Consider the following 21613-nt stretch of genomic DNA (forward strand, 5'->3'; position numbering starts at 1 on the left):
GAGTGCGCCGCCCAGAGTTCGATTCTGATCTAATTCGGGGCCTGTGTCGCGACCAATCGCCAGTTTGGATTGCCGCGCGCCTTTGCAGACGAGATGTCCCGGCTGAAAATCCAGATGTCGGTCACGTCCTTGATCTTCTGCGCATCGCCCGCGATGACCTCGCCGGCCTTGTCGCGCGTCGCGGAGATCAGTTCGCTGATGAAGCGCACGGTCAACGCGGCAGTGCCGTTCTTGACTTCGGCGTCGACAATGTCGGCCTTTTTGATGCCGACGAACTGCTGATCCAGCACCTCGCCGCGCGCTTCCCGATCCGCGATCGCAGAGCTGAACCCGTCAAAGACGTCCTTGCTCAGCAAATCCTTCAGCATACGGCGATTGCCCTCGGCAAACGCGGACACGATCATTTCGTAGGCGCGGCCGGCGCCGGTCACGAAGGATTCCGGATCAAATTCGGGGTCCAGCTTAGCCACTTCGAGGAGGCCAGCGGTGACATCCGGATTGCTGACAGGATAGGCATTGATGCGCGTTTCGGCCGAAGGCCCTGCTGCTTCGGCGGCAGGCGCGGCCGGGGCCGCATCGCGATCGCGCCGCGGCATCGTAATGACGTCGGCTGACGGGGCGTCGGCTCCAGCGCGCTGGCTGGCCTCCCGTTCGCGGGCGCGCAGACGCTCAACGCGCTGCTCATCGTCGTCCGTACGGTGGCCGAGCACGCTTCTCAGCTTGATGATCGCCGCAACCGCCACAATAAGCGCGATCAGCGTGATAAGGTCAAATTGGCCAGACATTCTTAAGGCTTGAGCCTCCGGTATCGTGGCGGGCTAAAGTGTCACGTCGAACTGCCCGAGTATGGCTTCGTATCTAAGGCCTCGCGGCCGACTTTTGAAGGTTTGACTCTATAACAGTTGTCGAGCGTGAAGTCTCGCAGGGGGACTTTGCTCGGATCTTTTACCGCTTGGCAGCCACTTATGGCGAATGTGGTGAATAGCGTTGAAAACGCGCAGGTCGCCCCCAGGTCAGACAGTGGCTCGGCCGCCCCATCCGCGCTAAGGTGCCGCAATGTATTGGCGAGAGCTGATGTCTCAACCCTTTAAAATTGCGATCATCCTACTTTTTGCGGCCTTTCCCCTTGTGGAGATCGGCCTGCTCATCCGGCTTGGCCGCGTCATCGGGATCGGCTGGCTCGCCGTCATCATCATCGGCACGGCACTGCTCGGGACGTATGTGATCCGCAGGGTCGGGCTGTCGGTGTTCGAGCGGGCGCTGTCGCGGCTCGGTTCGGAGCGCAAAGGCGTGTCGCCGCTGTTCGACGGCTTCGTCCAGGTTCTGGCGGGCGTGTTGCTCATCTTTCCCGGCGTGATCTCCGACGCGATCGGACTGACGCTGCTGGTGCCGCCGGTTCGCAGGGCGTTGATCCGCACCGGTTTGCTGAAGCTCGTCACGCTTTTTCATTATCAGGCCGAGGTCGATCGCGGCTCGTTTCACGCCGCCGAGGGCGACGCTCAGGAAGAACCGGACGGAATCGTGATCGAAGGCGAGTACGAACGCCTCAGCGAGAAACCGCTCAGGCAAGGGCGCTCAGTGCAGCAACGACGCTATCGCTCGTGAGATCCGATCCGACGTTTTGTTGGCGCGACTGTAAAAGCACGCGTTGCGCGCGTGGGGCCAGCGTGCTAGCCAGCCGCCTTTGACGGGCGGGAAGCATAAGAGGACAACATGGCTGAAAACGGTAGCTCAGGAAACGGCTCGGCCGAAGCAGTTGCGGCGGAAGGCCAGCAGCCGATTCAAGCCAAGATCGTCAGCCAGTACATCAAGGATCTGTCGTTCGAGAACCCGAACTTCCGCAAGCTCATCACGAGCCCGGGCGATCAGCCGAACCTCAAGGTCGAGGTCAACGTCGGCGCCCAGCGCATCGAAAACGATCTTTTCGAGTCGGCGATCGAGTTCAAAGCGACGGCGTCGAACAATCTCGGCACGATTTATGTTCTCGAGACCGTCTATGCGGGCGTTCTGAAAATCGAGAGCATTCCGGAGCAGGCGCTCGAGCCGTTCCTGCTGATCTCCGGCCCGACCATGATCTTCCCGTTCCTGCGCCGTCTGGTGGCCGACATCACGCGCGAAGGCGGCTTCCCGCCGCTGCTGCTCGATCCGATCGATTTCGGCGGGCTCTATGTGCGCCGCCAGCAGCAGCTCGCGCAGTCGGCAGGAAAGACGGTGGCTTAAGGCCACCGCTTTTTTCAAAATTCAGGACGTCACCGCTCCCCAGAAGCGGTTCCAGATCGCTTTCGCACCCATCTTTTCGATGAAGCTGCGATGCGCGACGAGGTCCGCTTCGGTCAGCCGGGACGGCAGAGGTTCGGGCCGCGGTTTCGCGGCCGCGCGTTTGCCGTTACGCCGTTCGCTGGTCGCCGCGCCGCTGCCGATCGTCTGCAGCCCGAACGTCGCCTGACGCTCGCCAAGCAGTTCGACGTAGACTTCCGCAAGAAGCAGACTGTCGACGATGGCGCCGTGCTTCGTGCGCTGGGAAGTGTCGATGCCGTAACGCTTGCAGAGCGCGTCGAGCGAATTCGGTCCGGCCGGATGACGGCGGCGCGCCAAGGCCAGCGTGTCAACGACGCGATCGAAGCTCAGCGGTTTCTCGCCGACAAGACCCAGCTCGTGATTGAGGAAGTTGACGTCGAACTGAGCGTTGTGAATGACGAGGATGTCGTCGCCGATAAACGCCAGGAAATCGCGATAGACTTCGCGGAACAGCGGCTTGCCGATCAGGAATTCGGTCGAGATGCCGTGGACGTTCTGCGCCTCCATCGGCACATTGCGTTCGGGATTGATGAAGCGGTGAAACTCGACGCCCGTCGGGATGCGATTGATGATCTCGATGCCGCCGATTTCGATCAGGCGGTCGCCGGTTTTCGGATCGAGACCCGTCGTTTCGGTATCGAGCACGATTTCGCGCATGAGAGCGTCAGTCCCCCGGGAATTTCAGTCGTGGAATTTCAGTCTCGCCAATAGCGATCGAAGGCATCGCCGTCGCGGCCTCTCAGCTTATCGATAACGGCATCGATTTGGCTGTTGCAGCTCTCGACGGTTCCGGCTGTTTCCACAACGAAATCCGCGAGAGCGCGCTTTTTTTCTTCCGAGAGCTGGCGGCTGCGGATCGTCGCGAATTTCGATTCCGTCATTCCCGGACGGGACAGCACGCGGGCGCGTTGCGTCGCCTCGTCTGCGCTCACCACCACGATGACGTCGACTGCGCCATAGCCGCCGGCTTCAAAAAGCAGAGGCACTTCGAGGACGGCGGTCGGGGCGCCCTTGGCGTGCTCGGCTTGAATGAAGCGCCGTTCGCCGGCGCGGATTCTCGGATGCACGATCCGTTCAAGGTCAGCGAATTTTTCCGGCTTGCCGAGGAGCAGCGCCGATAATTTCGCGCGATCGACTTTGCCATCTGTCGTCGCGCCCGGAAACGCCTGCTCGATCTCGTCGGCCAGCGGTCCGGCATAAAGCCGGTGCACTTCTCGGTCGGCGTCGAAAACCGGGATGCCACGTTCGAGAAACCGAGCGGCGGCCGTGGACTTTCCCATGCCGATCGAGCCCGTCAGGCCGACGATCAGCATTTGGCACCGCCGATATCGCGCGCGATGATCTGATAGAGCTCGGACGTCACGACGGGGCGCACGCCGAACCATTTTTCAAAGCCGGGAACGGCCTGGTGAAGCAACATGCCGAGACCATCGACGCCGATCAGTCCGTTGGCGCGCGCCGATTTCAGGAATTCCGTTTCGAGCGGCACGTAAACGAGATCAGCGGCGACGGCACCTGACTGTGCGCGCGTGAAATCGATGCCCACGGTGCCGGTGCCGTTCATGCCCAACGTCGTCGTATTGACGATGACGGAAGCTTCCGGGACGTGCTCGTTTCTGTCGTCCCAGGCATGGGCCGAGACGCGCGCGCCGAAATGACGGACAAGGTCCTGTGCACGATCAAGCGTGCGATTGAAGACGCGAATATCGCCGATACCCGCTTCAAGAAATCCATAAACGACGGCGCGCGCCGAGCCGCCCGCGCCAAGGATTAGAACCGGCCCGGCTCGTTTTTGCCAATCGGGCGCAGCGGCATCGAGATTGGCCATGAACCCGTAGGTATCGGTGTTCGCGCACGCCAAACGACCATCCTCGAGCCAAAGCGTATTCGCGGCGTTGACGGCGACGGCTGAGGGATCACGAACCGCGGCAAGTGTGAATGCCGTCTCCTTGTGCGGGACCGTGACGTTGCAGCCCGCGAGTCCCAGCGCTTTCAATGACTGCAAAAAGGTTTGCAGATCTCCGGGCTTCACCGGCTCGCGCGTATAGGAGCCATCAATCCCGTATTGGCGCAGCCAGTGATTGTGAATGAGCGGCGAGCGCGAGTGCGCGATCGGCCAGCCGATGACACAGGCGCGCGTCATGCCGTGACCATGCCTTCGTGACGAAGCCGTGCCAGAAGTTCCAGCAGCGGGATGCCGAGGATCGTGAAATAATCGCCGTCGATGTCCTCGAACAGCTGCACGCCCGGACCTTCAAGCTCGTAGCAGCCGACGATGTGAAGCGCCCGCTCTCCCATTTTTTCGAGGTAGCAGCCGAGAAACTCGTCGGAGAACGAGCGCATCGTCATCTCGGCCGTCGCGCTCGTTTGCCAATGGACTTCGCCATTGCGCGCCAGTGCAACCGCCGAGACGAGTTCATGCGTCCGGCCGCGCAGCATCGACAGAATTTCGCGGGCTTCAGCGAGATTTTCAGCTTTGGAGAAAAATTTACCGCCCAGCGTCAGGACCTGATCGGCGCCCACGACGAGAGCATTCGGATGCTCGATCGAAACAAGGCGGGCTTTTTCCGCCGCGAGAACGCCGGCGATGTCGCTGCCTTCGACGTTTGCGGTCGCGCCAACGATAGCCTCGCGAATTTTGCCTTCATCGATGTTTGCCGGGATGACATCGAAATTCAGGCCCGCTGCTTCGAGGAGGGTTCGGCGCGCCGCGCTGCCGGACGCCAGAATCAAACGCGTCGCTTCAGGCACGAGGTGACTCCGATTCCGATTTCAGGCCGGATTTGCGATCCTGCAAAAGCTTCAAGATCATCGTCGCGGCTTCTTCGATCGAGCGGCGCGTGACGTCGATGATGGGCCAGCTGTACTGCGCCGCCAGCTTCCGGGTGTAGGCGATTTCGGCGGAGATTAGATCGCGGTCGACATAGGACTCGAGATCGCGATCGGCCATCAGCACGGCGCGATTGCGACGCACGTCGGCGATGCGATCGACATTGGCGATCAGGCACACGATGAATGCGGAGTGCGGTTCGAGCAGTTGTTCCGGCAATGGCACCTGCGGGACGAGCGGCAGGTTGGTCGTCTTGTAGCCGCGCTGGGCGAGATAGAGACTGGTCGGCGTTTTCGAGGTGCGCGAAATGCCGAGCAGCACGATGTCGGCATCGCTCAGATTGTCCGGCAGGCGGCCGTCGTCGTGCGCCATCGTGAAATTCATCGCATCAATGCGGCGGAAATAATCGGCATCGAGCACATGCTGGCCGGCGACGGTCGGCGTTTGCGGCGCGCCGAGATAACTCTCGAACACCTGCATGATCGGTTGCAGAACTGCGAGGCAGGGAATTTTGAGTTGCTGGCAATGCGTCTCGAGTTCATCCGCCAGCGCCTTGTTGACCACGGTGTAGAGAACGATGCCCGGTTCCTGCGCAATGTCGCTCAGCACGCGCTTCAGCTGGCGTTGCGTCCGCACGAGCGGATGCACATGCTCGATGGCGCGGATGTTCTGATACTGGACCGTCGCGGCCTTCGCGATCGCAACCAATGTCTCTCCGGTCGCGTCCGAAACGAGGTGCATGTGGAACATGCTCGGCAATGCCATCGACGGTGCCTGTCTCTAAAAATTCGAACGGAGCCTGTTTAAAAGTCGGGCGTTATGCACGCCAGGGGGCGAGACGGAGAAGGTTGAGATAACAACCGCCGTTTCACCCACGGCGATACCCACATCTCGGCGAAAACGGAAGAGATTGTTCGACGAAACGTCATCCCTATGGACAATCGATCTGTCCAATGCCCATACGCGGGTTGTCAACAAGGCCTGCAATCGTTGCCGATGCGCAGAGGGCTGGCAAGCCGTTGATTAACGTGAGGCTTATCGGTCTATTGCTTTGGGAAGCGAAAACGCACTATCGATCGTAGGGAGATCGGACGTGTGTTGGCAGGCTGTTGATCGGCGGAGGATGAAGGTCTGATCCCCGATTACCCCAGCGCTAAGAGTCTTAAAAATAACTCTCAAGAAATTCTGGATTTCTAAGTGAAGGGAAGTGACGTGGTGCGTGAGGCAGATGGCGGCGTTTCAGAACGGCGCTTTCTCGAACCGTTTGCGGGGAAGGCGGTTTCACCGCCACCCGTGTGGCTGATGCGTCAAGCTGGCCGCTATCTTCCCGAATACCGGCAGGTGCGCGCCGAAGCCGGGAGTTTTCTCAAGCTGTGCTACACGCCGCGCCTCGCGGCCGAGGTCACGCTGCAGCCGATCCGGCGCTACGGTTTCGATGCTGCGATTTTGTTTTCCGATATTCTGGTCGTTCCCGACGCGCTCGGACAGACGGTGCGGTTCGAGGAAGGCGAAGGCCCGCGCCTCGATCCGATTCAGACGCTTGCTGACCTCGACCGACTCGCCCTATCGAACACCCCGACGAAGTTTTCGCTGGTTTGCGAAACGGTCGAGCGGCTCCGGCGAGAGTTGCCGCGTGAAACGGCATTGATTGGATTTTGCGGGGCTCCGTGGACGGTTGCGACGTATGTGGCGGAAGGCAGGGGATCGTCGGATCAGAGCGCGGCGCGGCAGTGGGCGTATCGCGATCCGGATGGCTTTCAGCGGCTGATTGCGCTGCTGACGGATGCGTCGATCGAATATTTGTCGGGGCAGGTGCGCGCTGGCGCCGATGCGCTGCAGATTTTCGATAGCTGGGCCGGAAGTCTCGCCGAAGATCAATTTCAGCGCTGGGTGATCGCTCCGACGGCGAAGATTGTTCGCGAAGTTCGCGCCCGGCATCCGGGCGTGCCGATCATCGGATTTCCACGCGGCTCAGCGGCTTTGCTCGACAGCTATCTCGAGGGAACGGGCGTCGACGGTGTGAGCTGCGATACATCGTGTCCCCTGGGCTTGATGCAGGAGACAGCGCGCAAGGGCCGGGTGGTGCAGGGCAACCTCGATCCGTTGCTGCTGGCGGCCGGCGGCGAAGCTCTCGACAAGCGGGTCGATGACATTCGCGATGCGATGACCGGTCTGCCGTTCGTATTCAATCTTGGGCACGGGATCGTCCCGCACACGCCGCCTGAGAACGTTGCGCGCCTGGTCGAACGGTTGCGCAGGAGCCGTTGAAACGAAGGGAACTGCGATGGCCTCACCGATGGTTCGAGCGGTGCTCTCGCTGGTCATAACGGCGGTCGCTGCCGGCGTGCTGATCTTTGCGGGCGGTGACGCGCTCTATCCGTGGGTCAAGGCTTTTCACGTCATCGCGGTGATCGCGTGGATGGCGGGCATGCTCTATCTCCCGCGACTTTTTGTCTACCATGCCGACGCGCCGGTCGGTTCCGCTCAGTCCGAGACCTTCAAGGTGATGGAGGGGCGGCTGCTCAATGTCATCACGTCGCCGGCGATGATCGTTGCCTGGGTGCTCGGCATCTGGCTTGTATGGCAAAGCGGTTATTGGGCGGCGCCCTGGTTCCACGCCAAGCTCACCTGCGTGCTGTTACTCTCGGGTGTGCACGGGTACCTCTCGGCCGCGACGCGGGCTTTCCGGGAAGACCGCAACACCAAATCGGCCCGGCATTGGCGGATCATCAACGAGATTCCCACTGTGCTCATGATCGTCATCGTGATCATGGTGATCGTGAAGCCGTTTTGACACTCTAGGCAGGATCGCGGCGACCTGCTATAAGCGTGCGTCCTCATATGGATTTTGGCAGACGGCACGTTCTGACGTGGTCATGAAACCCGTTGACGTCCGCAGCATTATGACAGAGCGCCCGCTCTGTCGCCGTCGGGCCATCTCATTCACCTCACCACATCCACGATGCCACCGCCCGAGTGGCGCCCCCCGCGGAGTTCTTTTTCAATGAAACAAATGAAGCTCGAGGACCTGAAGCGGAAATCTCCCGCCGAGCTTGTCACGTTTGCCGAAGAAACCGGGGTCGAGAACGCTTCGACCCTGCGGAAGCAGGAACTGATGTTCGCGACGCTGAAACAGCTCGCGACGCAGGAGACCGAAATCACGGCGACCGGAGTCGTCGAGGTTCTGCAGGACGGTTTCGGCTTTTTGCGATCGCCGGAAGCGAACTATCTTCCCGGTCCCGACGATATCTATGTGTCGCCGTCGCAGATCCGGCGATTTGCGCTTCGGACCGGTGATACGGTCGAAGGCCAGATCCGGTCGCCGAAGGATGGCGAGCGCTATTTCGCGCTGCTCAAAGTCTCGAACATCAACTTCGAAGACCCTGAGAAGGCCAAGCATAAGAGCCATTTCGACAACCTGACGCCGCTCTATCCGACCAAGTGGCTGAAGCTCGAGATCGAAGATCCGACGATCAAGGATTTCTCTTCGCGCGTCATCGATATCGTGTCGCCGCTCGGCAAAGGCCAGCGCGCCCTGATCGTGGCGCCGCCGCGCACCGGTAAGACCGTGCTGTTGCAGAACATCGCGCACTCGATCACGGCCAATCATCCCGAGTGCTACCTGATCGTGCTGCTGATCGACGAGCGGCCGGAAGAAGTCACCGACATGCAGCGCAACGTCAAAGGCGAGGTGATTTCCTCGACCTTCGACGAGCCGCCGTCACGTCACGTGCAAGTGTCGGAAATGGTCATCGAGAAGGCTAAGCGTCTCGTTGAGCATAAGAGGGACGTCGTCATTCTGCTCGACTCGATCACGCGTCTCGGTCGTGCCTACAACACTGTTGTTCCGTCATCCGGCAAGGTTTTGACCGGCGGTGTCGACTCGAATGCGTTGCAGCGGCCGAAGCGGTTCTTCGGTGCGGCCCGCAATATCGAGGAAGGCGGTTCGCTGACCATCATCGCGACGGCACTGATCGACACCGGCTCGCGCATGGACGAAGTGATCTTCGAAGAGTTCAAGGGTACAGGCAACTCGGAAATCATTCTGGACCGCAAGGTCTCGGACAAGCGCGTGTTCCCGGCGATCGACGTGGCGCGCTCCGGCACGCGCAAAGAGGATCTGCTGGTGCCGCGCGATCAGCTCAAGAAGGTCTACGTCCTGCGCCGCATCCTCAATCCGATGGGCACGATGGACGCGATCGAGTTCCTGATCGACAAGCTGCGTTCGACGAAGACCAACGGCGAGTTCTTCCAGTCGATGAATACGTGAGGCGATCGTTTCACGGGAAAATCAAAAGGCCGCCCGTTCGAGGCGGCCTTTTTTGTATCGAATGCTTTGGAGAGCATTGAGCAGAGTTGTAGCGCGGAATCTTACTCCGCGGCGTCGAGGATGCGGCGGGCTTCCTGGGCCGGGGTCTCGCCCTTCGGCTTATACCGCTCAGGCTCGCCGGCGCCGGGCTTGTAGACGAACGGAAGCACCATTTGTTCGACAAAGCCTTTGGGGAAGTGCGGCAGCTCGTCGACACCCATGTCCTTCGAGGTGATGGGGCGCGGCGGCTTCTCATGGAATGTGCCGAGCAGGCGGTCCCAGACCGTCAGCAGCAGACCGAAGTTGCAATCGCCCTCGGTGCCCCAGTTCACGTGATGGAGGTGGTGCACGCGGCCAATCGAAAGATGGCGTGCCAGCGGTCCGAGGCGGGTATCGACGTTGGAGTGCTGCACGATCAGCGTCACCGAGATCAGGAAGCCCAGCACGACGGCGACCGGCACCGGCATGCCGATGATGACGAGCGGCATGTTGCCGACGACCATGTCGATCGCCTGATGCAGCGGATGACGGATCACGCCGTTGAGACCGTAGAGACGGCCCACACCGTGATGCACGGAGTGCAGGCGCCAAAGTACCGGCAGGCGATGGCTCAGGTAGTGCATCGCCATGAAGGCGAAATCGGCGACCAGGAAGGCGATCAGCACCTGGCTCCACATCGGCCATTCGGTGGGCCACAAACCCTGGAACGGGAACAGCCAGCAGATGACCGGGATCAGGAACACGCCGTTGATGGCGGAGGTCTCATAAGCGATGATGTGCAGGATATTGGTCTGCGTGTCGCCGTGGGCGTGGTGATCGTTCCAGTCCTCGAAGAAAGGCGCGATCTTTTCGGCACCGAAGGCGCAGAGATACGCGATGCCGAGCAGGGGGACGATCAGCAGGTACGCCCAAGTGAGCCCGCGCGCGACGACAAGCTCGGACACGACCCAATAGGCAGCGCCCGTCAATCCGAACATCATAAACGGCGCGTAGCCGTATCGGACGATCTCACGGAGAGTTTTCATAGCGCTTGTATAGTCCTCAGGCCGGATCATCGCCAAGCACATGATCCGCGCAGGTTTTCAATCCGGTAAACGATCAGGCTGCGACTCCGGCTCCTGTTCTCGCCCCGCGCAAAGCCTGGCGCAGTTTTTCGGGCTCCTGGATGGGCGCGCTGCAGACCGGGCCAACGCAAACATAAGCGGTTGATTTTCCGTCGATCATCGTCTTCCCGCCGAGCAGTGAACTTTGCCCCGACTGGGTTTCGGTCAAACCCACAAATTCCAAGGCTCCAGGGATGGACAACCGCTGCAGTTCGCCGCGGAGGTCGCAGGCTCCCGGGGGCGCCTGTATCGCGACTTGAACCACACGATCCGCGTCGAGTTCCGCCGCGAGGAGCGCGCAGTGGCTGATCGGCGTATGTGCCACGGCGGATGCAAACGCCTGCGAGAGGCGGCGTGCCCTATCGTCGTATGCCGCATCTCCCGTCAAAGCCGCGAGCGCGATGAGGTTTGAGAGTTGTATGGCGTTTGCGTTGGGGGCGGCATCGTCGGTCGCGGATTTCAAGCGGACGACGACGTCCAAGGTGTCATCGGCGGCGGTGAAGTAGCCGCCGCGATCCTCGTCCCAATAGTGCTTGTCCAGAATGCGGGTCCATTGCCGAGCCTGGTCGAGATAGCGTTCGGAGCCCGTAGCGGTGAACAGGCGGATCGCGGCCCAGGTCATGTTGGCGTAGTCGGATGCCGTCGCCGGCGCCTTGGCGAGGCCGCTGCGATAGGCGTGGAACAGGCGGCCGTCCGAGGCGGCGAGCTTGGCAGTGATGGCGGAGAATGCGCGTTCGGCTAGTGCGAGCCACTCAGGCTGTTCGAACACGATTGCGGCTCGCGAGATCGCGGCGATCGCGAGACCATTCCAATCGGCGAGGATCTTGTCGTCCCATCCGGGACGGATGCGCGCGGCGCGGCGCTCCAGCAATTTCGAGCGCAGACTCGTGAGACGCGCTTCGTCTTCCTCCGACAGGAATGCGAGAGAGCCCAGTCGATTGAGAATCGTGTGCCCTTCGAAGTTGCCACCGGGGACGACGCCGTACACACGTGAAAAGAACGCAGCGTCCTCCGCGCCCAATATGTCTTCGATTTCGTCTGCGTTCCAGACGTAGAACTTGCCTTCCTCGCCTTCGCTATCGGCGTCGAGTGAAGCGGCAAAGCCTCCAGCCTCGCCGATCATCTCGCGTTCGATCCAGGCGATCGTCTCGGCGACGCGTGTCTTGAAGAGAGGGTCCTGCGTTTCGCGCCAGACCTCGGTCATCAGATCGATCAGAAGCGCGTTGTCGTAGAGCATCTTTTCGAAGTGCGGGACGAGCCAGTACTCATCGACCGAATAGCGCGCGAACCCGCCGCCGAGATGATCGTAGATGCCGCCCTGGCAGATATGGCGCAAGGTCGTGATGACACCGTTCTTGGCGTCTGCATTGTCATCGCGAATGCCGACGCGCCAGAGCAGCCAGAAGATGCTCCACTGCGGGAACTTCGGCGCACCGGACAGTCCGCCATACTCGCGATCGACGGCGCGCGAGATGGCGGCGGCCACATCCTCGGTGGCAGGTCGCGGTTGCCGGGGCGCGTTATCTCCCGGGGCCGTCTTCAACGCGGCGAGCAGAGCTTCCGTGTTGTTGCGCACGTCGTCGCGCTGGTTGGCGTAGGCTTCCGCGATCCGCAGCAGCACCGTCACGAATGCGGGACGGCCGTAGCGTGCTTCACGTGGAAAATAGGTACCGCCCCAGAACGGTTTCGCATCGCTGTCGAGGAACATCGTCAGCGGCCAGCCGCCTTGCTCACCGAGCTGATGCAGCGCGCCCATGTAGATCGCGTCGATGTCGGGACGCTCCTCGCGATCGACTTTGATGTTGATGAAGAACTCATTCATGACCTCGGCGGTGCCGGGATCTTCGAAGCTCTCGTGCGCCATCACGTGGCACCAGTGACAGGCCGCATAACCGACGGACAGAAGGATCGGTTTGCCGGTGCGTTTGGCTTCCGCGAGCGCTTCCGGGCCCCAGGCCCACCAGTGCACCGGGTTGTCCTTGTGCTGAAGAAGATAGGGGCTTGTCTCGTACTGCAGTCGGTTTTCGCTCATGTCGGACTGTCTGCTCGGCGGTCTGAAGGGTGGATCATGTTGCGAAGGCGCGGATGTACGAGTACGCGAATGCCATGACTGATGCTTCAACTATCTTTGCGCTTTCGAGCGCACCGGGGCGTGCGGCGCTATCCGTCATTCGTATTTCTGGTCCGTCCGTCCGGAACGTACTGGAGACGATGACGGCACCGGTTCCGAAACCGCGCGTCGCAGCATTCCGGACCATTCGGCATCCGGACACCGGGGAAGCGCTCGATCGCGCGGTTGTGTTGTGGTTCGCGGCACCCAACAGCGAAACAGGAGAAGACGTCGCCGAGTTCCAGGGGCATGGGAGCCGGGCTGCGGTCGCTGCGATCCTCGGCGCGCTGGGAACAGTCAAAGGATGCCGCCTGGCGGAACCCGGCGAATTCGCGCGGCGCGGCTTCGAGAATGGCAAGATGGATTTGGCCGAGATCGAAGGTCTTGGCGATCTCATCGAAGCGGAGACGGAAGCCCAGCGCCGGCAGGCTTTGGCGCAATCTTCGGGGACGCTATCGAAGCTCTATGAGAGCTGGCGGACGCGGTTGATCGAGATTGCCGCGCTGACCGAGGCGGCGATCGACTTTTCCGATGAAGGGGACGTTTCGGCGTCGTCGTTTGCAGAGGCGCGAAAGCGGGCAGATGCGCTGTCGGCGGAAATCAGCGCGCATCTCGATGATGGGCATCGGGGCGAGATCGTGCGCGACGGGTTTCGCGTGGCGCTTCTCGGAGCTCCGAATGCAGGCAAGTCGAGCCTGCTGAACGCGCTGGCGAAGCGCGACGCCGCGATCGTATCGGAGGAAGCCGGGACCACGCGCGACGTGATCGAGGTTCGGCTGGATCTGGCCGGTTTGCCGGTGGTCGTCTCGGACACCGCCGGAATTCGCGAAGCGGAGAGCTTGGTCGAGCAGGAGGGCATCCGGCGCAGTCTTGCCGCCGCCCGCGATGCCGATCTCGTCGTGTGGTTGAGCGAGGCGGGCGACTCAACGCCTCCCGAACCAATTTCACGTGAAACAAGCCTTGCAATTCGTTCCAAAGCTGATCTTTGCCGGGAATCAACAGCAGATTTGCTGGCGGTCTCTGCTGTGACGGGCGAAGGCTTGGATCGGCTGGTGGCTGAGATTGCCCGGCGTGCCAGCGAGGCTGTCGGGACGCGGGCGGACCCAGTATTGACGCGAGTGAGGCACCGGCAAAGCCTCGAAGCGGCCAGGGACGAGATCACGGCGTTTCTGATTGGGGATTCTGAAGCGGTCGAGCTCCGGGCTGAGGACGTTCGGCGGGCGGCTCATGCCGTCGGGCGAATTACGGGGCGGGTCGACGTCGAGGACGTGCTGGATCAGGTTTTCAGCCGGTTCTGCATCGGGAAATAGCGTGGTTAACAGAGTGTTTCACGTGAATCAGCTTGACGGGACTCAGTCCGGCTGAACCGTTTTGTTTCACGTGAATCAGAGTTTGTTAACCAACTCGAACGCTCCGGGCGGTGTTTTTGAGGCCTCGCCGGGCGTTGTGGTGCGAAGAAGCGCCCTTTTGCGCCGTTTGGGGATGAGGTAGGCATCTGCCCATGACTTCTCGAACCTACGACGTGATTGTTGTCGGCGGCGGGCACGCCGGGACCGAGGCAGCGGCCGCTGCAGCGCGGATGGGTGCGCGCACGGCACTGGTGACCCATTCGTTCGCGACCGTTGGCGAGATGTCGTGCAATCCGGCGATCGGCGGGCTCGGGAAAGGGCACCTCGTCCGGGAAATCGATGCGCTGGACGGTCTGATGGGCCGGGTCGCGGACGTGGCTGGCATCCAGTTCCGGCTGCTCAACCGTTCAAAGGGGCCGGCGGTACATGGTCCGAGGACGCAGGCCGACCGGAAGCTTTACCGCCAGGCCATGCAGGCAGAAATCGCCGCCATTCCGGGACTCGACGTGGTCGAGGGCGGAGTCGAGGACCTGATCGTCGAGGATGGCCGTGTCGCGGGTGTCGTTACGGGCGACGGCCGGGCTTTGAGTGCCGGGGCGGTCGTGCTCACGACGGGCACGTTTCTCAACGGCCTCATTCATATGGGCGAGCAGAAGATCCCGGCCGGTCGCGCCGGGGAAGCGCCTGCCTTGAAGCTGTCGGATCGTCTTTATGCGCTGGGTCTGAAGCTCGGGCGCCTGAAGACTGGAACGCCCGCACGGCTGGATGGAAAGTCGATCGACTGGTCAGGCCTCGAGATGCAGAAGGCCGACGACGAACCGGTGCCGTTCTCGTTTCTCACCGAGCGGGTGACGACGCCGCAGATCGCCTGCGGGATCACATACACGACGGCAGAAACGCACGACATCATCCGTGCTAACCTCGCGCGTTCGCCGATGTTTTCAGGCCAAATCGAGAGTATTGGGCCGCGCTACTGCCCCTCGATCGAGGACAAGGTCGTGCGTTTCGCGGACCGCTCCTCGCATCAGATTTTCCTCGAGCCGGAAGGGCTCGACGACGACACGATTTATCCGAACGGCGTTTCAACATCGCTGCCCGTTGAGGTGCAGGACGCGTTTCTGAGGACGATGCCGGGTCTCGCCAATGTCGTCATCAAGCGGCCGGGCTATGCGATCGAATACGACTATGTCGATCCGCGGGAGCTGACGTCCGGGCTCGAAGTGAAGCGTCTACCGCGGCTGTTTCTCGCCGGGCAGATCAACGGCACGACGGGGTACGAGGAAGCCGGCGCGCAGGGGCTGCTCGCCGGCATCAACGCGGCGCTGGCAGCGGGCGGCGGGGGCGATCCGTTCGTCGTCTCGCGGACGGACGGGTATCTCGGCGTCATGGTCGACGATCTCGTGACGCGCGGGGTTTCGGAGCCCTATCGCATGTTTACGTCGCGCGCCGAGTTCCGCTTGAAGCTCCGGGCGGACAATGCCGATCAGCGGCTGACGGCTGCGGGAATCGCGCTGGGATGTGTCGGGCGCGCGCGTCAGGCGCATTTCGAAGCGAAAACGAAGGCACTCAGCGAAGGCCTGAGCTTGTTGAACCAACTCTCGCTGACGCCGACCAAAGCGGCGCGGCACGGGTTGACGGTCAATCGTGACGGCCGGCGGCGCACGGCGTTCGAGCTTTTGTCGTTCCCGGATATCTCGTTCGAGCACCTCATGCCGATTTGGCCGGAGCTTGGGAGCCTTGCGCCGCAGATCGCCGCGCAATTGGGGGTGGACGCCCGTTACGCCGCCTATCTGCGGCGGCAGGATGAAGACGTGGCGCAGCTCAAGCGGGATGAAGCCGTGAGTATTCCGGTGGACTTCGATTACGCCGCTATTCCAAGCCTTTCGGCCGAAGTTCGTCAGAAATTGGTTCAGCACCGGCCCGGGACGATCGCGCAGGCGGGACGGATCGAGGGCGTTACCCCGGCGGCGTTGCTGACGCTGCTGGCGCGCGTCAAGGCGGGTCGCGCCCGCAAGTCCGCGTAATGGCGCCTCTCAAGCGGATCGATGGCCCCGAATCGTTTCAGGCCGAGTTCGGAATTTCACGTGAAACGCTAGATCGTCTAACAACTTATGCGCAAATTCTGACGCGCTGGCAGGCAACGATCAATCTGGTGGCGCCGAGCACGCTCGGCGATATCTGGCACCGGCATTTCGCCGACAGCGCCCAGCTCTGGCGATTTCGGCCGCGGGACGCCCGGAATTGCCTCGACATCGGCTCGGGCGCCGGATTTCCCGGACTTGTGCTCGCAATCATTGGTGCCGAAACCGGGGCGACTCACCATATCTTGATCGAAAGCGACGCGCGTAAAGCCGCTTTCTTGCGGGAAGTGGCCCGTGCGACCGGCATCACTGTGGACATCCTGTGCATGCGAATCGAAAATTCCGAGACTCGCGCTAAAGTAAAGTCGGTCGACTGCCTGACGGCGCGCGCACTCGCACCGCTTCCGCGCCTGCTTGAAATGTCGGCTCCTTATTTTACGTCCGCGACGCTCGGGTTGTTTCTAAAAGGCAAGGATGCAGCGGCCGAAGTCGAGCAAGCCGCGCAGGGCTGGCAGTTCGATTGTGAACTGAAGCCGAGCATGACGGATGCGGATGCCCGTATCGTGTTGCTCAACGCGTTGAAGCCCAAGAGGGAGGGGTAGTCCCGTGGCCGGCTACGTTTCAGGCGCGGGTGGCGCCAGCGCAGGTCCGCGCGTGGTGGCGATCGCCAATCAGAAGGGCGGCGTCGGCAAAACGACGACGGCCATCAATCTTGGTACGGCGCTCGCGGCCGTGGGTGAGCGCGTGCTCGTTCTCGACCTCGACTCGCAAGGCAACGCGTCGACCGGCCTCGGCATCGATCCCGAGTCGCGCTTCAAGACATCCTTCGACATTCTGACCGGTGCGGCGTCGATCCTAGACACCGTGCTGAAAACCGCGGTTCCGAACCTTTTCGTCGTTCCGGCGAACAGCGATCTCGTCGGCATTGACACGGCGCTCGCGGGCGATCCGCAGACGCGGCCGTTCAAGCTGCGCGATGCGGTGACCGCGCTGGTCGGGCAGCAACGCAACCGCCCGGCCGATACGCATTTCAGCTACGTGCTGATCGATTGTCCGCCGTCGCTCAACGTATTGACGCTCAACGCCATGACAGCGGCGCATGCGGTGCTTGTTCCTGTGCAATGCGAATTCTTCGCGCTCGAAGGTATTTCGCAGCTCAAGGATTCGATCGAGCAGATCCGGGCCAGCCTCAATCCGCGTTTGGAAATTCAAGGCGTCGTGCTGACGATGCACGATCAACGCACGTCGCTGTCGCGCGAGGTTGCCGACAACGTGCGCGCGTTCTTCGGGCCGAAGGTCTACGAGACGGTGATCCCACGCAACACGCGCGTCGCGGAAGCGCCGTCGCACGGCAAGCCGCTGCTGCTCTACGATTACGATTGTGCGGGAAGCCAAGCCTACATTCGGCTCGCGACCGAAATTATCGAACGGGAAAAGCGCTTCAAGGCCGCGTAAGGCGAATCGAATTGTGCTTATTGTGAAACCGAGACTTTGTGAGCAGGGGGCAGTCCGAAAATGAACTCCGTCGTACCGAAGAGCCGACTTGGCCGCGGCCTGGCCTCTTTGATCGGAGAACCGGCGCCCCTCGGACATCGTCTGCCGCCGGAAGGCGAGCAGCGCATGGTGTCGATCGCTGAAGTAAAATCGAGCCCGCTCAACCCGCGCAAGGATTTTCGCGACGAGGATCTGGCGGAGCTTGCGGAGTCGATCCGTACGAAAGGTCTTGTTCAGCCGATCGTCGTCCGGCCGAACGGCATGGCGGGCGGCTATGAGATCGTGGCGGGTGAACGCCGCTGGCGCGCGGCGCAAAAGGCTGGCGTTCATACCATCCCAGTCATCATCCGTGAGCTGACGGATCGTGAGCTGCTCGAACTCGCGATCATCGAGAACGTGCAGCGACAGGATTTGAACGCGATCGAAGAGGCGACCGGTTACAGGGAGCTCGTCGAGCGCTTCGATTACAGCCAGGAGCAGCTTTCGGAAATCATCGGTAAGAGCCGAAGTCACGTCGCCAATACGCTGCGGCTTCTGAAGCTGCCGACCGGCGTTCAGTCGCTGGTACAACAGGGGCAGCTGACGGCGGGTCACGCGCGGGCGCTGATCGGGCGCGATGACGCCGAGGTGCTGGCACAGAAGATCATCAGCGACAGCCTCAACGTTCGCGACGTCGAGGCGATGGTTCACGGGCTCGGCAGCGAAACCGGCACGGCGGGCGGTATCCGCAAGCTGCGCGACAAGGACGCCGATACCAAAGCCTTCGAGAAGGAACTCACGGATCTTCTGGGCCTTAAGGTCGAAATCCGGAAGGGTTCGGGCGAAAGCGGCACACTGGTCGTCAAGTACGGCAACTACGACCAGCTCGATTATATCCGCCAGCGGCTCGGCGGCGGCTGAGTTTTAAGGTTTTCGCGGTAATCCTCCTTTCGACCGCTTGACGTTCGGGCGGCGGGTTGATGGTGTGCGGTCGCATGGCGTCGCGCGCGCCGCCGCGAGATAAAGAGTTCATGAGTGATACGCATACATTGACGAAGCTGGCGGCGCTGATCCGTTCGCGCCGCTCCGATAGCGCCGACAAATCGTATACGGCCCAACTGTTGAACGCGGGGCCAGAACGGTGTGCAAAGAAGTTCGGCGAAGAAGCGGTCGAAACGGTCATCGCCGCGCTCGGTTCAGACGCGTCGGCGCTAAGAGCCGAGGCCGCCGATACCCTCTATCATCTCTTGGTTCTGCTTGAATCGCGTCATGTCGCCTTCGACGATGTTTTGCGCGTTCTCGAAGGGCGCATGGGCATGTCTGGCATCGAGGAGAAGGCGTCACGTCCACAGAGCACATCGTGAAGGGCCGCGTCAGCTTTGAGGTGCTTAAGACTTCGAAAGCCGATGACGCCAGCGGAGAGATCGAGGGCAAGCCTTTCTCTCCGTATCGCGTTTTCACGCGCGCGGAATGGGCGCGGCTTCGCGCCGATACGCCGATGCCCTTGCAGCGGCATGAACTCGAACAGCTGTCGGGTATCATCGAAGACGTTTCCGTCGAGGAAGTCGAAGCGATTTATCTACCGCTGTCGCGTTTGCTCAATCTCTACGTAGCAGCGGCGCAAAAGCTTTATTCCGTCAGCTCGGAATTCCTCGGCCGCAAGGACACGAAGGTTCCGTTCGTGATCGGCGTTGCCGGCTCCGTGGCCGTCGGCAAGAGCACGACGGCGCGTATTTTGAAAGCGCTGCTGGCGCGCTGGCCGGATCATCCGCGGGTCGATCTGATGACCACGGATGGTTTTCTTTATCCCAATGCCGAGCTTGAACGGCGCGGGCTGATGGATCGGAAGGGCTTTCCTGAAAGCTTCGATACCGAGCGGCTGTTGCGCTTCCTCGGCAATATCAAATCGGGCGTCGCGCAGGTCTCGGCGCCGGTCTATTCGCACTTTCAATACGACGTGCTTCCGGGGCAGGAAATCACGATCGAGCAGCCTGATATTCTGATTATCGAGGGGCTTAATATTCTGCAGCCCGCTGAAATGCCCAAGGACGGAACGACTGTTCCGTTCGTCTCCGATTTCATCGATTTCGCGATCTATATCGACGCCGATATTGCGACGATCGAGAAGTGGTATCTGGCGCGGTTCATGCGTTTGCGCAGCACGGCGTTTCGCGATCCCGGCGCTTATTTTCACAAATACGCGGCGATGGCGCCCGACGAAGTGCGGCGCACGGCGCTCAGCCTTTGGCGCAACATCAATTTGAAGAACCTCGAGCAGAATATTTTGCCGACGCGCCGGCGCGCGCAGCTCATTTTGCAAAAGGGCGAAAATCATCGCGTAAAGGCGGCGCTGCTCCGCAAGCTCTGATCTTCGATGCGCCAAAGCGTGCGCAAAAAAATGGGCCGCTTGGGGTAGCGGCCCTCGGAGATATCACAGGAGTATAAAGTGCAGGCAGGAATCGCGATCAGCGAGCCTTTGTCTGGTTGTGCTTCCTATCGGAAAACCGGTTTCCACTTTTCCGGAAGCACTCTAGCGGGCGACTGATTGCGCATGTTTCGCGTCGTTCGAAGCGTTGGCCGATACGACCAGGTCTTTGAACGAAGCGTGAGTACCCAATGCGAAGACCTTGTATTTGTCGCGCAGCCGCCGAATGGCGGACGGGTCGGAATAACCCATTTGCCGGATTGCCGTCGTCGGGCGCAGGTCCGGCCGAATTCTCAAGAGTTCGGCAAGCTGTGCGAGACGCTGGTTATCGTCAATGCCAGTGCCTTTCGGACGGCCGCGACGAATGGGAGTGTGGAGCATCAGGCGAACCTCAAAACGAAGCGATTCGTTGATTCCGACATTGCTCGAAGAATTCCCCTATTTCCAGGGAGAATAATTAATTCGCCAAATTGGACACGAAATACCCCCTAAAGATTCTCTTTTTGAACGCCGTTCATCGCGAATAGTATATGAAATGCGGACGGCGCGATTGCCTTTCCGGGATTCAGACACCGCTAAATGGCACCGCGCTGCTGAGCCAATTGATTGAGCGGAATTTCGGGGCGGGCGCCGATATGGCTGATAATCTCGGCCGCAGCGAGGCTGGCCAAACGGCCGCAAATTTCGAGGCTATATCCCTTCGAATATCCGAATAGGAAACCGGCCGCGTAGAGATCGCCGGCGCCCGTCGTGTCGATCAATTCGGAAATGGGTTCGGGCGAAATTTCAATCGCATTGCCGTCGGAAAAAATAACCGAACCTTTTGCGCTGCGTGTCAGCACGGCGAGCTTGGCATCCTTACTCGCGTTCTTCGAAGCGAGTTCGAATGACTCTGTTTGATAGAGCGATTTGATCTCGGATTCGTTTGCGAAAATAATGTCGATGCCGGAACGAATGAGTTCGAGAAATTCGGCGCGATGACGATCGACGCAGAAACCATCGGAGAGAGTCAGCGCGACTTTGCGACCTGCTGCTTTCGCGGTTTGCAGTGCTTTTCGAAATGCCTGTTTCGCTTGCGGTTCATCGAAGAGATAACCTTCGAGATAAAGAATCGCGGAGTCGCGAATTAAATCGAGATTCAATTGCGATTCATCGAGGCTCGTCGAGATTCCGAGAAACGTATTCATCGTGCGTTCGCCGTCCGGCGTAACGAGAATGAGAGAGCGCGACGTCGGCGCGCCGTTTGCGATCGGCGCAACATCGAATTCGACGCCGATGGAACGAATGTCGTGCGTGAATATTTTTCCGAACTCGTCATTCGCAATGGTGCCGATGAATGCGGCTTTGCCGCCGAAGGACGCAACGCCTGCGATTGTGTTGGCCGCCGAGCCGCCGGAGATTTCGACGGCGCTTCCCATCGTGGCGTAAATGTTTTTGACGTCGTCGGCACCGACGAGGCGCATGCTGCCTTTGCTTGCGCCGATGGTTGCAAGATAGGCTTCGTCGCAGCGGCCGATGATGTCGACGATCGCGTTGCCAATTCCGATGACGTCAAAGCGTGCCGCTGTCATGAAGATCCCCTGAATGAATTTGCGCGGCACTATAGAAGGGGGAGGATGTGCCGCAAGGCTGGGC

The 21613-nt window shown here is 60.9% G+C and carries 22 protein-coding genes; 12 read left to right on the forward strand and 10 right to left on the reverse strand.

Annotated elements, in window-relative coordinates; all coding sequences use genetic code 11:
* Window positions 1–29 precede the first annotated feature (29 nt).
* Entirely contained in the window at window positions 30–785 is a 756-nt protein-coding gene (locus HYPGJ_RS00630) for a Tim44/TimA family putative adaptor protein (protein WP_046845420.1), read from the reverse strand.
* Window positions 786–1074: 289 nt separating this feature from the next.
* Here HYPGJ_RS00630 and HYPGJ_RS00635 point away from each other — a divergent pair, with 289 nt between their 5' ends.
* Both HYPGJ_RS00635 and secB read left to right on the forward strand, forming a co-directional pair.
* On the forward strand, window positions 1075–1605 hold the full coding sequence (locus HYPGJ_RS00635; protein WP_052750746.1) for an FxsA family protein: 531 nt from the start codon (window positions 1075–1077) through the stop codon (window positions 1603–1605).
* Between the two features lie 108 nt (window positions 1606–1713).
* Window positions 1714–2220, forward strand: coding sequence for a protein-export chaperone SecB (secB, locus tag HYPGJ_RS00640; RefSeq protein ID WP_013217221.1), 507 nt, complete (start codon window positions 1714–1716; stop codon window positions 2218–2220).
* A gap of 21 nt (window positions 2221–2241) precedes the next feature.
* On the opposite strand, the gene dnaQ is transcribed toward secB, so the two are convergent.
* The 5 genes from dnaQ to HYPGJ_RS00665 are packed head-to-tail and all read right to left on the reverse strand — an operon-like array spanning window position 2242 to window position 5893.
* Window positions 2242–2955: a DNA polymerase III subunit epsilon gene (dnaQ, locus tag HYPGJ_RS00645; RefSeq protein ID WP_046845421.1), complete on the reverse strand. Its 714-nt coding sequence runs from the start codon at window positions 2953–2955 to the stop codon at window positions 2242–2244.
* A 38-nt stretch (window positions 2956–2993) separates the two neighbouring features.
* Complete coding sequence (coaE, locus tag HYPGJ_RS00650; protein WP_046845422.1) at window positions 2994–3611, reverse strand: dephospho-CoA kinase; 618 nt, start codon at window positions 3609–3611, stop codon at window positions 2994–2996.
* Window positions 3605–4441 (reverse strand): shikimate dehydrogenase, encoded by an 837-nt coding sequence (locus HYPGJ_RS00655; RefSeq protein WP_046845423.1) that lies wholly within the window; start codon window positions 4439–4441, stop codon window positions 3605–3607. Before HYPGJ_RS00655 ends, coaE begins: the two co-directional genes overlap by 7 nt.
* On the reverse strand, window positions 4438–5049 hold the full coding sequence (locus tag HYPGJ_RS00660) for a Maf family protein (RefSeq protein ID WP_046845424.1): 612 nt from the start codon (window positions 5047–5049) through the stop codon (window positions 4438–4440). Before HYPGJ_RS00660 ends, HYPGJ_RS00655 begins: the two co-directional genes overlap by 4 nt.
* Window positions 5042–5893, reverse strand: coding sequence for a pyruvate, water dikinase regulatory protein (locus HYPGJ_RS00665; RefSeq protein ID WP_013217226.1), 852 nt, complete (start codon window positions 5891–5893; stop codon window positions 5042–5044). Before HYPGJ_RS00665 ends, HYPGJ_RS00660 begins: the two co-directional genes overlap by 8 nt.
* Window positions 5894–6325: 432 nt before the next feature.
* Between HYPGJ_RS00665 and hemE the strand changes: the two genes are divergently transcribed.
* The 3 genes from hemE (at window position 6326) to rho (ending at window position 9398) form a co-directional block, all read left to right on the forward strand.
* Window positions 6326–7396 (forward strand): uroporphyrinogen decarboxylase, encoded by a 1071-nt coding sequence (gene hemE / locus HYPGJ_RS00670; protein ID WP_083983985.1) that lies wholly within the window; start codon window positions 6326–6328, stop codon window positions 7394–7396.
* A 16-nt stretch (window positions 7397–7412) separates the two neighbouring features.
* A complete protein-coding gene (gene hemJ / locus HYPGJ_RS00675) occupies window positions 7413–7922 on the forward strand; it encodes a protoporphyrinogen oxidase HemJ (protein ID WP_046845425.1) in 510 nt (169 codons plus the stop codon).
* A gap of 210 nt (window positions 7923–8132) precedes the next feature.
* Window positions 8133–9398: a transcription termination factor Rho gene (gene rho, locus HYPGJ_RS00680; RefSeq protein WP_013217229.1), complete on the forward strand. Its 1266-nt coding sequence runs from the start codon at window positions 8133–8135 to the stop codon at window positions 9396–9398.
* Window positions 9399–9499: 101 nt separating this feature from the next.
* Here the strand turns inward: rho and HYPGJ_RS00685 are convergent, their stop codons facing one another.
* Entirely contained in the window at window positions 9500–10462 is a 963-nt protein-coding gene (locus HYPGJ_RS00685; RefSeq protein WP_046845776.1) for a sterol desaturase family protein, read from the reverse strand.
* A 73-nt stretch (window positions 10463–10535) separates the two neighbouring features.
* Window positions 10536–12572 carry a thioredoxin domain-containing protein gene (locus HYPGJ_RS00690; RefSeq protein WP_046845426.1) on the reverse strand — a complete coding sequence of 679 codons (2037 nt, stop codon included), beginning with the start codon at window positions 12570–12572 and terminating at the stop codon, window positions 10536–10538.
* A gap of 74 nt (window positions 12573–12646) precedes the next feature.
* Here HYPGJ_RS00690 and mnmE point away from each other — a divergent pair, with 74 nt between their 5' ends.
* From mnmE to coaA, 7 genes are all read left to right on the forward strand, one after another.
* Window positions 12647–13960 carry a tRNA uridine-5-carboxymethylaminomethyl(34) synthesis GTPase MnmE gene (mnmE, locus tag HYPGJ_RS00695; protein WP_244465959.1) on the forward strand — a complete coding sequence of 438 codons (1314 nt, stop codon included), beginning with the start codon at window positions 12647–12649 and terminating at the stop codon, window positions 13958–13960.
* Between the two features lie 191 nt (window positions 13961–14151).
* A complete protein-coding gene (gene mnmG / locus HYPGJ_RS00700; protein WP_046845427.1) occupies window positions 14152–16023 on the forward strand; it encodes a tRNA uridine-5-carboxymethylaminomethyl(34) synthesis enzyme MnmG in 1872 nt (623 codons plus the stop codon).
* Window positions 16023–16682 (forward strand): 16S rRNA (guanine(527)-N(7))-methyltransferase RsmG, encoded by a 660-nt coding sequence (gene rsmG / locus HYPGJ_RS00705; protein WP_046845428.1) that lies wholly within the window; start codon window positions 16023–16025, stop codon window positions 16680–16682. Before mnmG ends, rsmG begins: the two co-directional genes overlap by 1 nt.
* A gap of 4 nt (window positions 16683–16686) precedes the next feature.
* On the forward strand, window positions 16687–17535 hold the full coding sequence (locus HYPGJ_RS00710) for a ParA family protein (RefSeq protein ID WP_013217235.1): 849 nt from the start codon (window positions 16687–16689) through the stop codon (window positions 17533–17535).
* Window positions 17536–17595: 60 nt separating this feature from the next.
* Window positions 17596–18474: a ParB/RepB/Spo0J family partition protein gene (locus HYPGJ_RS00715; protein WP_013217236.1), complete on the forward strand. Its 879-nt coding sequence runs from the start codon at window positions 17596–17598 to the stop codon at window positions 18472–18474.
* Between the two features lie 110 nt (window positions 18475–18584).
* Window positions 18585–18917 (forward strand): phosphoribosyl-ATP diphosphatase, encoded by a 333-nt coding sequence (locus tag HYPGJ_RS00720; protein ID WP_046845778.1) that lies wholly within the window; start codon window positions 18585–18587, stop codon window positions 18915–18917.
* Window positions 18914–19921: a type I pantothenate kinase gene (coaA, locus tag HYPGJ_RS00725; protein WP_046845429.1), complete on the forward strand. Its 1008-nt coding sequence runs from the start codon at window positions 18914–18916 to the stop codon at window positions 19919–19921. Before HYPGJ_RS00720 ends, coaA begins: the two co-directional genes overlap by 4 nt.
* Before the next feature lie 162 nt (window positions 19922–20083).
* Here the strand turns inward: coaA and HYPGJ_RS00730 are convergent, their stop codons facing one another.
* Both HYPGJ_RS00730 and HYPGJ_RS00735 read right to left on the reverse strand, forming a co-directional pair.
* The gene (locus HYPGJ_RS00730; protein WP_013217239.1) at window positions 20084–20359 is read right to left on the reverse strand and encodes a hypothetical protein; all 276 of its coding nucleotides are present in this window, start codon (window positions 20357–20359) and stop codon (window positions 20084–20086) included.
* A 194-nt stretch (window positions 20360–20553) separates the two neighbouring features.
* A complete protein-coding gene (locus tag HYPGJ_RS00735) occupies window positions 20554–21549 on the reverse strand; it encodes an adenosine kinase (RefSeq protein WP_046845779.1) in 996 nt (331 codons plus the stop codon).
* Window positions 21550–21613: the final 64 nt, after the last annotated feature.

Origin of the sequence: Hyphomicrobium sp. GJ21 (genome assembly GCF_001006785.1) — a bacterium.
GTDB lineage: Bacteria > Pseudomonadota > Alphaproteobacteria > Rhizobiales > Hyphomicrobiaceae > Hyphomicrobium_B.